Raw genomic sequence first — 14,188 nt, 5'->3', positions numbered from 1 at the left:
ACAGTAAGTAGTAAAAAAAATTGTAATTCGAATGCCAAAACGGCTCCCACATTCCTATATTTATATTGAAGGATTGGGATTTCTTATTTGCTAGCAAAGAGTAGAGGGAAATAGATGGCGGTGTACCGTAATGTGCAGGTGAACTTTTGGCAAGATGAATTCATATTAGATTTAACGCCAGAGGAGCGTTATTTTTACATATATTTGTTAACGGGAACGAAAACGAAGCAATGTGGTATTTACATATTACCGAAGCGAGTGGCAGAGCTTGAAACAGGTTACAGTATGGAAACTGTTGAGAAGCTATTAAACCGGTTTGTTGAATATGGGAAGATTTTTTATGATATGGAAACGAAAGAGTTATTCATAGTAAATTGGCTACACTATAACCCTATTTTAAATACGAATGTAGAGAAGTGTGTGTTACGTGAGTTAAAGACTGTGAAAAATAAAGAATTCATACATACGTTTTTACGTAAATGTCTTGAAGAAGAATGGAAGATTCCATTGTTATTGCAGCATTTTGGTATGCCTGAAGAAGAGGATACTAGTAGTTTACAAGAAGTTATTGAAGAGAAAGAAGTAGAAAGTATAGAAGAGGCCGTTCCCAATTGTAAAGTGTACAAGTTTTATGAACAACATATTAGTAGTTTATCCCCATATATCGTGAAGGAATTGAAGGATTGGATACAAAGAGTTTCAGGAAAGGTAGTACTAGAAGCACTTAAAATTGCGTTTGAACATAATAAGCGAACGTTCGCTTATGTGAAGGGGATTTTGAGGAATTGGTGTAAGAAAGGGCAAGTAGATTTAAGTGAAGAAAAGGAAGGATTCATTTTGTATGATCCGTAGCATATAAGGATTTTTCTATTTTAAAAGGTTCTTTCAAAATAGAAGCGAATAGTTTGAGAAAGGAGGGGTTATATGGAAGTTGTTATAAAGAAGAAACGAACTAGAGGTAAGAGAATTTTTATTTGGTCTAGTAGTATCGTTCTTTTATTGATTATTTGCAGTGTGATTTTTTTGAACGTATATACGCTGAGATCTATGCCAAAGATAGATGGAACGAAAAAGCTAGAGGATTTACAACATGCTGTTACGGTGAAACGAGATAGTAACGGGGTACCGCATATTAAAGCGGAAAATGCACATGATTTATATTTTTCGCAAGGGTATGTGCAAGCACAAGATCGCTTATTTCAAATGGATTTAAGTAGAAGGCAAGCTTCTGGTATGTTAAGTGAAGTTGTTGGAGAAGCAGCCGTTGATAGAGATAAATTGTTTCGAACGCTCGGTTTACGGCGAGCAGCAGAAGCGTCTGTTAGTCAATATGATGGGGAAGCAAAATTTGCTTTGCAGTCATTTGCTGATGGGGTGAACGCTTTTATACGTGAAGCGAAAGCGGAAAAGAGATTGCCAGTTGAGTTTACTATATTAGGTTATGAACCTGCTGAATGGTCAATTGTTGATACTTTAACGATTGGGAAGTATATGGCGTTTGATTTAGGAGGACATTGGCACGGGCAAGCGTTTCGTTATTGGGCGCTGAAAAATCTTCCGAAAGAGCAAGCAAATGAGATATTTCCTACATATCCGAAAGATGCCCCTAGATTGCTCGCTGAACTGAAAAATACAAATGTGGACGTAGCACAAAGTTTTTCAAAAACGATAATTCCGCCGGAGTTTAACGGTAGTAATAACTGGGTTGTGAGTGGTGAGAAGAGTGCGTCAGGTAAGCCAATTTTAGCGGATGACCCTCATTTATCTCTTGCGACACCTTCTATATGGTATCAAACGAGACTTGAAATGAAAGATTTAAATGTGAGTGGCGTTATTTTCGCTGGAGTGCCAGGTGTTATATTAGGACACAATGACAAAATAGCATGGGGCGTTACGAATACCGGTCCTGATGTGCAAGATTTATATATTGAAAAGAGAAACCCTAATAATGAAAATGAATTTTTGTATAACGATAAATGGGAAAAAGCTACTGTTGTTGACGAATCTATTAAAGTAAAAGGCGGGAAAACAATTCCGTATAATGTGACGGTTACGAGGCATGGTCCAGTCATTTCAGAGTTTGCGGATAAAGGAAAAGAGAAAACGAAAACAGTATTCGCTTTGAAATGGACTGCTTTGGAGCCTTCTGCTGAATTAAAGGCTGTATTAAATATGAATAAAGCGAAAGATTGGAATGAGTTTGAAACGGCACTTCAAGATTTTCATACACCAACTCAAAACTTTGTATTTGCATCAAACGATGGCACGATTGCTTATAAAGCGAATGGAAATATACCAGTGCGTAAAAAAGGTGATGGGAGTTTGCCAGTGCCAGGGTGGACTGATGAATATGAATGGGAAGGGTATGTCCCATATGATCAACTGCCAAAAGTAATAAATCCAAAACAAGGGTTTATTTCAACTGCGAATAATAAAATTGTGGATGATAATTATCCATACCATATTAGCAATACGTGGGCGCAGCCATATAGACAAATGCGTATTCAAGAGTTTTTGCAAGAGAAGGACAAGTATACGGTGAAAGATTTAGAAGAATTACAGATGGATCAAAAGAATTTATATGGGAAAGAGTTTACTCCAATATTTTTAAAAGAGTTACATAAAACAGCTTTAAATGAAGTAGAGAAAGAAGGCGTAAAACAATTAACAAAGTGGAACTTTTACGATAGTAAAGATGAAGCGGCACCATTAATTTTTCATTTGTTAATGAAAGAGATTTCGAATACGTTATTTTCAAAAGAAATACCGAAAGATGTGATGGAGTTATTTGAAGGAAAGTCACAAGTTGTTGATGAATTGATTCGGAAACAAGTAGCCGGGGAAAATAGTGTATGGTTTTCTAAGTATGGAGGCTTCACAAAAGTTGTGCATACATCGTACGAGAATGTAATGAAGAAATTGCAGAAGGAGTATGGAACCGATGTTGCAGAGTGGAAGTGGGGCGATTACCATCAACTTGCTTTTACACATCCAATTTCGAAATCATCTAGTATGTTAGCGTTATTTGCTTTTAATCGTGAGAAACCAGTTCCGATTGGCGGAAGTCAAGTTACCGTTCAAGCCGCGAGTTACGGCGATAACGGTATTGTAAATCATGGTGCTTCTTGGCGATTTGTCATAGATACGAAAGATATGTCAAACGGTTATCATATCGTAGGGCCAGGACAGTCAGGACATTTTAGAAGCGATTGGTATCATGATCAAATAGATGATTGGGTAAATGGCACGTATCATATGACTACTTTAAATACAGATGGAATTGAAGGGAAAGTATTAACTTTACAGCCGAAGTGATAGTATGTTTTTGTTTACGGATGAGACTGCTTAATGAAGTAATAACCCTTCCGCTAATGAAAGTGTTACTTTAGAAAAAAGACTCTTACTATTGTAAGAGTCTTTTTTCTACGATAATGGATAAAATATCCTTTTTGTAGAAACGCGACAAATTTTGACAAAATATTGTACAGGGACTTGTTATAATACCTTTTGGAATATTGTGTTTATTAAACGGAGGATGAAGTAGTGTGCAACAAGGGGAATTTCTTAATAGTTGCAGTGAAATCTAATAGGGGGATTTAATATGAGCATTAAAGTAATAAGAGCAACAGGGATAATGGGCGGAGCAGCAAGAGTTGCAGTAAAGGTAGATAACGAAGTAGTAATGAAACTTGAGAATAACGAAGAATATACGCTTCCTTTTGAATTAGGTGAAGCGAATATTAAAGTAAAACAATTCTTTTTTGGAAGTAAAGAAAAGAAAGTAAAGGATGGCGACATAGTAGAAATTAAGATAAATAGTATCGCCATGCTATTACTGATGGTGTCAATGATGGCTGTTTTATTCGGTTCATCAATTGGTATAAATATTGTTGTTTTTGGTGTAATAGGAGCATTAGTTACGTTAGTATACGGATTGAATAACTGGTTTAGTTTAGAGGTTAAATAATTATTGTATATATATTTATTTCAGTTGATTTACTATACATGAAATGAAAATATTTTTAAGCGGGAAATGGGGAGAATCAGTATGAAGAAAATGGTTGTAATATCTAGTTTGGCTCTAATAGTAGGTTTAACAACTGGTTGTAGCAGTGAAAAAACAAGTGGACCTAAAACAGTATCTGTAAAAAAAGAAAAAGAGTTAGTAGCGAAGGATATTTTTAAAAAAGCAGCTGACGGATTAAAACAAGAGGAATATCTTACATTGACATCTCTTATGTCAATGAAGGGGAGCAGCCAATCAGAAGAGATTAAAATGAAAATACAGATGGAGCCGAAACTGAAGAATTCTAGAGCTGAAATGAAAATAAGTGGTACAGATATTGTAACGTATGAAGTAGATGGAAAGGTCGCTGCTCAAGTGAAAAACCCTGATACAGGAGAGTTAGTTACGATACCTAATGATCAATTTAATGTAAATGATGTAATGGTCAGTAAAAATTTACTGAATGAGTTAGATTTACCGGAAGCTTTGGCTAAGAAAATGAAAGCAAAGAAGGATGGGGACACATATAAACTTACACTTGAATTAAAAGGAAAAGAAGCAGTAGATACGTTACAAAAAATTAATGGAGATATGAAAAAATTAACGGAAGGATTTAGTATGGATGCGTTTAACATTGAATATATAATAACAAAAGATTATAAATTTGAAGAGATGCGAACAACTATAAAAGTGAGTGAAAGTAACGCAGATAAAAAAGCTAGTACAGATAAGGAAAAGTTGGATGCAGTTGTGAGTATAAAGATTGATTCATATGAAAAATTTGATTCAATTAAGTTACCAGAAGGGATTCAATAATTTCAATTGTAAAAGGATAAAAAAGAGCGGAAATCCGCTCTTTTTATTTATCTTACTATTTTTAGGAGAATTATATGAATAATGCTTTTATTAATGAAAACTTCATGTAATTTTTTCTGGAATATATGTGAAACATTGTATAAAATAATCAAGAAAGTCAAAAATTATAGGGGGAAAGTTGTGAAGAAAAATAAGAGTTTAATAAGTTTTTTAGGAGTGTTTATTATGTTGTTTTCTTTTTGTTTTCAAGGAAACGTACAGGCAGATGTAAATACTGTTCAACCTGGAAAAATAAAATCAGGAAACGTAACGGTATGGGAAGTTGGAAATGTAGCGAAAGTGTTAGCTGATGTAGAGCGCTTAAATTTAAATACAGTAAATGTACCGATTCAAGTAGATATTCCGAATGTGACTTCTGCTAACATGGTAATTAATCAGGCGCAAAAGAAACAGGCTATCATTTTAATTCAAGAATTATTAAAGCGTAATATTCAAGTTATAGTGGAACCGTTCCCATATATTCAGCAGGGGAATGTTGGAGAAACAGAATGGAATCCAAGTAATATTAATGATTTCTTCTGGAATTGGAAAACGGTTATTCTACAAGACATCTTTCATTCGATTACAAGTAAATACAATGTGTACGGGCTCAAGATTGCTTCTAATTTCGTTAATATGGAATATGCAGAAGGATATTGGAACGATACGATTAATTTTGTCCGTCAGCAGTATAAAGGAAATGTTTTGTATCAAATGAACTGGTGGTTAACAGCAAGCTGGGACCCTTCGTATGAAGCGAAGTTTAAAGAGAAAATAAATCGTCCGTATTTAAAAAAGGTGGATATTGTTAGTATCGATAGTTGGTTTGAAGTTTCAGGAAAAAGGAATCCATCATACGAAGAAGTGAAGCAAAGTTTATTCGCGACAACAGTATATAATCGTGGACAAAATGTTGTTCAACAACTGGAACAATTACATAATGCAACAGGAAAGCCAGTTTATTTTGGTGGATTTAACGTACCAGCGCGTGAACTAGGACTACAAAATCCATGGAATCCAGATGTTTCAAATGTATTTTCAAAGGATGTACAATTAAATGGCTGGCGCGCTTACCGAGATGTATTAGAACCGAAACCATATTTTAAAGGTTTTTCAATTTGGTTTATTGGCTCTAATGATAGTACACATGCGTATCAAATACATAGTAAAGAAGCAGAGGCAGTTATTAACGGATGGTATCGAAAATAAATTTTATAAAATAGGTAAGTTTTGAAGTTTCCTACATATATTTCTAGTGAAAGGCCTTTCACCATCTTATCACCTAGGGGGCAATCATAATGAAATTTTTGTCTTACCTTACAGTAATTTTGGTGATTCTTGGCGGTTTGAATTGGTTGTTTGTAGCGTTAGATTACAATGTAGTTGAGAAATGGTTTGGTTCTATGCCGGCGCTTGTGGACACTATTTATTGGCTCTTTGGTCTTTCTGCTATTTATCAAATTTTTGATCGGTTCTTTACGGACAATTAGCTATTATTCTTCTATTATTAAAGTGTTAAGTACGATTATGTACTTAACACTTTTTTATATGTTTACATATAGTATGCACGTGCGAGCGATTCCATCGCGTCTTGAGACATAATAATAGAAAAGAAATTGACCGTATATTGTATTATAGGGTATAATTCAGAAAGTTTAAAAAATAACAAAATGAGAAATAGGGAGGTCATCCGGGTGATGGAGAGAGTGTATAATTTTTCTGCAGGACCATCAATACTCCCTTTGCCAGTTTTAGAGAAGGTGCAAAAGGAGCTTTTAAATTATAACGGGACAGGCATGTCTATTATGGAAATGAGTCATCGATCTTCTTATTTTCAAAGTATTATTGATGAAGCGAGTAGCCTGCTTCGTGAATTAATGAACATTCCTGATGAGTATGAAGTTTTATTTTTACAGGGCGGTGCATCATTACAATTTTCTATGATACCGTTAAATATAATGAATACGTACAAAAAAGCAGGTTATGTACTGACTGGCTCATGGTCTAAAAAAGCACTGCAAGAAGCAGAAAAAGTAGGGGAAGTACAAGTGATTGCTTCTTCTGAACAAGAGAAGTTTACTACGATTCCTAAATTGGATGGTTTACTCGGTAATGAAAAACTAGATTATGTACATATAACAACGAATAATACAATTGAGGGGACAAAATATGTGGATATTCCACATCTCGAAGAAGTGCCGCTAGTTGCGGATATGTCCTCAAATATTTTATCAGAACGATATGATGTTACGAAGTTTGGCCTCATATATGCGGGAGCACAAAAGAATTTAGGGCCAGCGGGCTTAACGATTGCTATTATAAAAAAAGATTTAATTGGCGGGGCAGATTGCTCTTGTCCTACAATGCTAAACTATGAAACTTATAGTAAAAATAACTCCTTATATAATACACCGCCATCCTTTAGTATTTACGTAACGAAGCTTGTACTAGAGTGGTTAAAAGAACAAGGCGGGGTATCTGCGATTGAAGAACAAAATAGAATGAAATCGTCACTTCTTTATCATTTCTTAGATGAATCTAAATTGTTTACTTCACCAGTTGATCCTACGTATCGATCACTTATGAACATTCCGTTTACAACACCGTCAGAAGAATTAAATAATCAGTTTTTACAAAAAGCGAAGGAACGCGGGTTCGTTACGTTAAAAGGACATCGTTCAGTAGGTGGCATGCGTGCTAGTATTTACAATGCGATGCCAGTGGAAGGTGTGCAGCAATTAGTAGATTATATGAAAGAATTTGAGCTTGAAAATAGATAGGGAGATGGGGATATGTTTCGTGTTCAAACGTTAAATCAAATTGCAGAAAAAGGTTTGCAAGTTCTTGGCGGGGAGCGCTATGAAGTAGGGGATAGAATGGATCATCCAGACGGCATTTTACTTCGCAGCTATTCTTTACATCAAGAAGAGTTTTCAAAAGATTTAAAGGCGATTGCAAGAGCTGGTGCGGGTGTAAATAATATTCCTGTCGATCGATGTACGGAAAAGGGAATTGTAGTATTTAACACGCCAGGGGCTAATGCGAATGCCGTAAAGGAACTTATTATCGCAAGTCTTATTATGTCTTCACGTAACATTATTAATGGGGTAAGCTGGACGAAAAATCTAGAGGGTGAAGAAGTACCTCAGCTTGTTGAATCAGGGAAAAAACAATTTGTTGGATCAGAAATTGCGGGGAAACGTCTAGGGGTTATTGGCCTTGGTGCAATTGGTGCTTTAGTCGCGAATGATGCGCTAGCTTTAGGAATGGACGTTGTCGGATATGATCCTTACATTTCAGTTGAAACAGCTTGGCGCCTTTCTACACATGTGCAAAGAGCGTTTAGCCTAGATGAAATTTTTGCAACGTGTGATTATATTACACTTCATATTCCTCTTACGAATCAAACGAAGGGGCTTATTGGTGAACATGCTATAGAGACGATGAAAAAAGGAATGCGTCTATTCAATTTCTCAAGAGGGGAACTTGTAGATGAAAATGTTCTTCAAAAAGCATTAGAAGAAGATGTTATTACACATTACGTAACGGATTTCCCGAATGAAAATGTGATTAAGATGAAAAATGTAACAGCGACGCCCCATCTTGGTGCATCTACATCTGAATCGGAAGAAAATTGTGCAGTAATGGCTGCACGTCAATTACGTGAATATTTAGAGACAGGAAATATTCGTAATTCAGTCAACTATCCTAACGTAGAACTTCCGTATATCGGAAAGAAACGTATTACAATTATGCATCAAAACGTTCCGAACATGGTAGGACAAATTACAGGATGTTTAGCAGAACATCATATAAATATTGCGGATATGATTAATCGTAGTAAACATTCTTGGGCGTATACAATGATTGATATTGATAACGGAATTGATGATATAATTAAAGAGAATGTTGTGGAAAATATAAGCAAAATTTCAGGTGTTGTAGCCGTTCGAATGATTGTGTAAAGGAGAGAGGAAGTTGGCAAAAATCCGACCGTTTCGGGCCATTCGTCCAGTAGAAGAAAAAGCAGCACAAGTTGCGGCTTTACCGTATGACGTATTAAATAGTGAAGAGGCAAGAGAAGTTGTAAAAGGCAATCCGTATTCTTTCTTACACGTTGATAAAGCAGAAATCGATTTAGATCCGGCACTTTCACCGTACGATGATCGCGTATATGAAAAAGCGGGTGAAAATTTAAAGCAATTTATACGAGAAGAAGTGTTCATTCAAGATGAGGAGCCAGCATTATACATTTATGAGCTGACGATGCAAGGAAGAACGCAGTCAGGACTTGTCGTTTGTACATTTATTGATGAGTATGATGATGATACAATTAAAAAACACGAAAGAACGCGTCATGAAAAAGAATTAGATCGCATCCGTCACGTTGATGTGTGTGATGCAAATACGGGCCCTATCTTTTTAACGTACCGTACAAAAGATGAAGTGAAACGTTTCATTAGCAGCTGGAAAGAAGAACATGCGCCAATTTATACATTTACAGCAGAAGATGGCGTTGAGCATGTTGCTTGGAAGGTTGCAGATGAAAGTGTAATTGTCACTTTAGTAAACGCATTTGAAGATATTCCGAACTTGTACATTGCAGATGGACATCATCGCTCTGCATCAGCAGCAAAAGTAGGACTTATGCGAAGAGAACAAAATCCGAATTATACAGGAGAAGAGGAATTTAATTTCTTCTTATCCGTTCTATTCCCTCACGATGAATTATCAATTTGGGACTATAACCGAGTTGTGAAAGATTTAAACGGCTTATCAGAGGAACAGTTTTTAAAGCAAATTACGCAGTATTTTTATGTAGAAGAAGCAAATGTTTCTCCGTATAAACCGAATGAGCCGAAAACATTTGGTATGTATATAAACGAGAAGTGGTATAAGCTCACTGTGAAAGAGGAAACGTTTGATGCGAACGATCTTGTGAAAGGTTTAGATGTGTCTATTCTGCAAGACCATCTATTAAGCCAAGTACTTGAAATACATGATCCGCGATCTGATTCACGCGTCGATTTTGTAGGCGGAATACGCGGGTTAGAAGAACTAGAGCGCCTTGTGAACAGCGGTGCATATAAAGCAGCGTTCTCATTATATCCAACGTCAATGGAAGATTTATTAGCAATCGCAGACGCTGGGGAAGTCATGCCGCCAAAATCAACGTGGTTTGAACCGAAACTGCGCAGTGGGTTGTTTGTACATTCTTTAAAGTAAATATAGACTTCTTTAGATTGAAAAACCGAAATGATTTTTAGTTTCGGTTTTTCTTATTTTAAAAGTGTTTTCGAGGAGGGGTATCAATGAAATTGCAAGTAGGCGAAAAAATCACCTTTGAGCGAACGTTTACAAGAGAAGATGTTGTTTTATTTACAGAGGTATCTAAGGATGAGGGAGTTCATCATGTTACACCTGATGAACAAGGACGATTTGTTGTACAAGGACTTTTAACATCAACACTGCCTACGAAAGTTGGCGGTGATTATAACGTATTAGCTCGCAAGATGGATTTTGAATTTTTACGTCCCGTTTTTAGTGGGGATACGATTCGATGTGACGTAACAATTGAAAAATTTGAACCCGATGAAAAAAATCGTACGAAGATTATTGCGATGTTTACATGTATGAATCAACTTGAAAAAGAAGTATTGAAGGGGAGTTTTTCAGGGATTATTCTTTAATTGGTAGGAGAAGTAATGAATAAGTGGGGGCCCATGCCTCTCAGGCTTAGAGTTTTAATTCCCATCCATAACGAAAATTTTATGTATTATACTCTGTTCTTTTCTTAACGATTAGAAAATAGTTGAATAAGCTCGTCAATAAAAAGGACATTCTTAGTATTATAAGAAATGTCCTTTCCACTAAATTATAGGGTATTTTGCTAAATTTCAAATTCTAAAATTAGTTTACTGGTTTGACCTGTAAACTGATAGTTATAGGACCCTCTCAGACTTTCTAAGTTACCGGTAGCTTTAATAATTGTTCCTGGGGAATCTAAATTTCCTTTATCAAATATTCCTTGCTCTATAGCTGTAAATGTTCCTTGTTGCCCCTTATAAATTCCTTCAAAGTGTAAAAATCCAGAAATTTTAGCAGTAGCCAAGTGACCATCATTTATATTTGAGTCTAAATAATATAATAAGTATTCAACAAAAGCTTTTCCTTTTAATTCCCCATCAATATCATATTCAACATGGGCAATATTAATAGGGAAATCTTTTCTAGTATCATCAATTGGTTTTTCATCCCATTTCCTTACTGTAAATGTTACTTCCATACACGTAAATCCCCCTTTATCATTAGATAAGTAATCTCCATATCATTTAAAAAGTAACAATTCACAGTCATATCTCATAGGAGTGTTTTTATTGATTTGAGTCCTGCCATATCGCTATCAAGCTAATAAAATAAAAATACGCTAGGATCAGGAAAACATAATTATAAAACTTATGGCTTTACTTATTGAAAGTTTCACTCCACTCCACTTTCCAAAATAGAGAAAGATCCATTTTCACAATCAATTTCTGCCATCGCACCGTAAGGTAAAATAAACTTCGGTTCAGTATGGCCAAAATTTAAATTATAAAGAATCGGCAAATCTTCTAAATTATTTTCCTTCATAATCTTAAGTATTGCCTGTTTATATTCTTCATAATATGTTTCGTCTTTCGGTTTACCGAAGATGATTCCCTTTGCTTTTTGCAGAATGCCTTGCGCTGCATAATTTCGCAACCAATACTTTATATAATTTGGTTCTGGATGTTCTTCAGATGTTTCAAAGAATAGAATACTATTCTCCCAATGCTTTTTCTCAGGCCAAAGTTCCGTTCCTTTTACGAATTCCAATACTTCAATACAACCACCAATTAAACGTCCTCGTACAGTCCTAGATCCTTGAAGGACCTCATATCCGTTGTTTTGCTGCATCGTACGTCTTGTATCCTTATTTATTTCTATCCATTCTAAACGCTCACTCGTCCATTCGTTAGCTGGTTGAATTTCACCAATAATCTCATTTGAAAAGAGAGTTCGATTCACTGTTTCAATCGTATATGAATCCATCTCTATATTTTCAGCAAAATCGGTTAAGATTGCTGGACCGTAAAAAGAGGAAATTCCTGCTTTATGACAAAATAAGTGTGACACGGTATCGTCAGAGTACCCCATAAAGATTTTCGGATTTTCACGTATCACATTAAAATCAATATAAGGTAGTAAACGGATACTATCTTCGCCACCAATATTCGTAATAATTGCTTTAACACGCGTATCTTTAAATGCTGTCATTAAATCTTCCGCACGAGCCCCTGGATTGTTATAAAGGTATTCGCTACCTTTTAAACTATTTGGCATTGGGATAACTGTAAGCCCGAATACTTCTTCTAATCTCTTTACTCCTTGCTCATAACGCCATCTTAGCTTAGAATCACCCGCTCCTCCCCATGAAGCACTTACTGTTGCTACGATATCTCCTGGCTGTAATCTCTTTGGTTTTATTAACATATGAATTCCGCCCCTACATAATGTAATGAACTACGATTATACAAACCGTAGCATTGAAAAATATGATGCATGACAGTAGTTTCTGCATCATCAATCCGTTTACCTGCTGTTATTCAAGAATTTAGCAGTAGTGCTGAATATAGGAATAGTCGATTAATATTTAAAAATTACAGTATGCAACATTGCATGAGAAAAGTGGTTGTTAATTTTATAACCTGTAACTATAATGATTACAGGTTGGTCGTAGCCAATCAAAAAATAAAATCATCATGAATGGAGAGGTTACATATGGGTATGAAAAAATTAATTTTAGCAGGTGCTTTAGGTATCGCAGCATTATCAGGAACGAATGTACCAGGATTAGAAGTAACGAAAGCGAGTGCCGCTTCTATTGAGTCAAATTTCTCGACGTTAGAAGGGCGAGTAGTAGAAGTAGATAACGGTGTAATTGTTGTGAAATCTAAGCAATATGAGGAGCCTGTTAGTGTGTATATGGATTCACTTTCAAATGTGAAAGTAGGAGACGAAGTAAAAGCGACTGGATCTATGATGCGTAATTTTACAGAATATATGGTTGCAACTGCAGTTGAAAATACAACAAACAAGTTAGGTATGCACATTGAAAGTTATCAAGACCTAATTTTAAAAAAGATAGAAAAATTAAAGGGTTCTACATATTAGTCATATCTAATATGTAGAACCCTTTCTTCTTTTATTAAAGCACCCGTTTGTTTAAGTTAGTAAATTCACATTCATAATATCTCTCAAATATACTACCAGTTTATATATTCATAATTCTTCTCTAGCAGGATCTTCATTAAATCTCTTAGATAAATTGTAATTTGTTAATCTATATGCTTGTGTAACCACTGTTCAAATACCTTCAACTGTTCTTCAGTATGAAAGTAATGTTCACCTGCTTCCAGGACTTCTAATTCACAACGGTGTTTTTTTGTAAAATAGTTAATAGTTTCAAATTCGCACAGTTCATCCTTGGCTCCATACATAATATATGTATCTGTATTCCATGTATTAATAGGATGTTCTTTTACATAGCATAAATAATCCCAATTTAACTTTTGACCAATAGGTGTTTCTATAGTCATTTCTTTTTGCAAAAGCTCTGGTGTTACATTAAACCATTTCATCATATTTTCGATAATTCGTTCCATATTAACTACGGGTGATAAAAATAATGCCTTTTTTAACACATCATTTTGATACGCCAAAAGGCTAAAATAAGCTCCCATACTACATGCAAACACACTTACTTCTTTCCAGTGTTCTTTTGCGTAATTCATAATTATAGATAATTCACTAACACAAAGCTGTACCTTGCAAGGAGTATTATCATTTTTTCTTTCTCCATGCTCAGGTAAATCAAAGCTTAATACTTGATAACCTTTTTGATTGGCTTCTTCAGCTAATAATTGAATCACTGCATCTTCCTTATTTGACATATTTCCATGTACTGCAATAAAAATTTTTTCACTCTTTTCTCCCCATAAAACCGCGGGAATATTACTAATTTTAAAGTTATCTTTAAGCATATTTCCTCCATAGAATAAGACATATAGGATTGGGTAAAAAATCACATACATTTTATATTCTTCTACGTAGTCTCAAACAAATCAAACTATTCCTAATTTACCACAAATGAATTATATTATCTCTCTACATCTGTATAACATATTCTACTTTGTATTTAAAACCCTTCTTTTGTCCACTTCTTCAGAAGCTTACAAGTTCTTATTTTGATTCCTTATTGAGCTAACCTGCCAGTTAGTTGAAGAAGAAGGGGGAGAACAACGTTCT

The 14,188-nt window shown here is 35.2% G+C and carries 13 protein-coding genes and 1 pseudogene; 11 read left to right on the top strand and 3 right to left on the bottom strand.

The genetic code is table 11. The features are described from left to right. Positions 1–114 precede the first annotated feature (114 nt). From MHH42_RS16105 to MHH42_RS16060, 10 genes are all read left to right on the top strand, one after another. Positions 115–852 (top strand): DnaD domain-containing protein, encoded by a 738-nt coding sequence (locus MHH42_RS16105; protein ID WP_070173494.1) that lies wholly within the window; start codon positions 115–117, stop codon positions 850–852. A gap of 72 nt (positions 853–924) precedes the next feature. Then, the gene (locus MHH42_RS16100) at positions 925–3,315 is read left to right on the top strand and encodes a penicillin acylase family protein (protein WP_340893595.1); all 2,391 of its coding nucleotides are present in this window, start codon (positions 925–927) and stop codon (positions 3,313–3,315) included. Between the two features lie 286 nt (positions 3,316–3,601). Continuing rightward, on the top strand, positions 3,602–3,967 hold the full coding sequence (locus MHH42_RS16095; protein WP_000025021.1) for a hypothetical protein: 366 nt from the start codon (positions 3,602–3,604) through the stop codon (positions 3,965–3,967). An 81-nt stretch (positions 3,968–4,048) separates the two neighbouring features. After that, positions 4,049–4,822: a DUF6612 family protein gene (locus MHH42_RS16090; protein WP_000738998.1), complete on the top strand. Its 774-nt coding sequence runs from the start codon at positions 4,049–4,051 to the stop codon at positions 4,820–4,822. A 180-nt stretch (positions 4,823–5,002) separates the two neighbouring features. Further along, positions 5,003–6,070: a glycoside hydrolase family 113 gene (locus tag MHH42_RS16085; RefSeq protein WP_016108788.1), complete on the top strand. Its 1,068-nt coding sequence runs from the start codon at positions 5,003–5,005 to the stop codon at positions 6,068–6,070. A gap of 89 nt (positions 6,071–6,159) precedes the next feature. Then, the gene (locus tag MHH42_RS16080) at positions 6,160–6,351 is read left to right on the top strand and encodes a DUF378 domain-containing protein (RefSeq protein WP_000670800.1); all 192 of its coding nucleotides are present in this window, start codon (positions 6,160–6,162) and stop codon (positions 6,349–6,351) included. Between the two features lie 207 nt (positions 6,352–6,558). Then, positions 6,559–7,641, top strand: coding sequence for a 3-phosphoserine/phosphohydroxythreonine transaminase (gene serC / locus MHH42_RS16075; RefSeq protein WP_016108787.1), 1,083 nt, complete (start codon positions 6,559–6,561; stop codon positions 7,639–7,641). Positions 7,642–7,653: 12 nt separating this feature from the next. After that, entirely contained in the window at positions 7,654–8,826 is a 1,173-nt protein-coding gene (locus MHH42_RS16070) for a 3-phosphoglycerate dehydrogenase family protein (protein ID WP_000490244.1), read from the top strand. Between the two features lie 13 nt (positions 8,827–8,839). Continuing rightward, entirely contained in the window at positions 8,840–10,087 is a 1,248-nt protein-coding gene (locus MHH42_RS16065) for a DUF1015 domain-containing protein (RefSeq protein WP_340893594.1), read from the top strand. Between the two features lie 86 nt (positions 10,088–10,173). Beyond that, the gene (locus MHH42_RS16060) at positions 10,174–10,551 is read left to right on the top strand and encodes an enoyl-CoA hydratase (protein WP_000776365.1); all 378 of its coding nucleotides are present in this window, start codon (positions 10,174–10,176) and stop codon (positions 10,549–10,551) included. 200 nt (positions 10,552–10,751) lie between these two features. Here the strand turns inward: MHH42_RS16060 and MHH42_RS16055 are convergent, their stop codons facing one another. Next, complete coding sequence (locus tag MHH42_RS16055) at positions 10,752–11,147, bottom strand: DUF3224 domain-containing protein (protein ID WP_000454076.1); 396 nt, start codon at positions 11,145–11,147, stop codon at positions 10,752–10,754. 194 nt (positions 11,148–11,341) lie between these two features. Continuing rightward, on the bottom strand, positions 11,342–12,373 hold the full coding sequence (locus tag MHH42_RS16050; RefSeq protein WP_016108784.1) for a S66 family peptidase: 1,032 nt from the start codon (positions 12,371–12,373) through the stop codon (positions 11,342–11,344). Between the two features lie 288 nt (positions 12,374–12,661). Here MHH42_RS16050 and MHH42_RS16045 point away from each other — a divergent pair. Further along, positions 12,662–13,036, top strand: a pseudogene (locus MHH42_RS16045) (hypothetical protein); the annotation flags it as partial. Between the two features lie 182 nt (positions 13,037–13,218). Here the strand turns inward: MHH42_RS16045 and MHH42_RS16040 are convergent. After that, positions 13,219–13,923, bottom strand: coding sequence for an alpha/beta hydrolase (locus MHH42_RS16040; protein WP_445286051.1), 705 nt, complete (start codon positions 13,921–13,923; stop codon positions 13,219–13,221). Positions 13,924–14,188 lie beyond the last annotated feature (265 nt).

Origin of the sequence: Bacillus sp. FSL L8-0099 (assembly GCF_038006385.1) — a bacterium.
Lineage (GTDB): Bacteria > Bacillota > Bacilli > Bacillales > Bacillaceae_G > Bacillus_A > Bacillus_A toyonensis.
The sequence above is the reverse complement of the archived record's forward strand: the minus strand, read 5'-3'. Positions and strand labels throughout refer to the sequence as shown.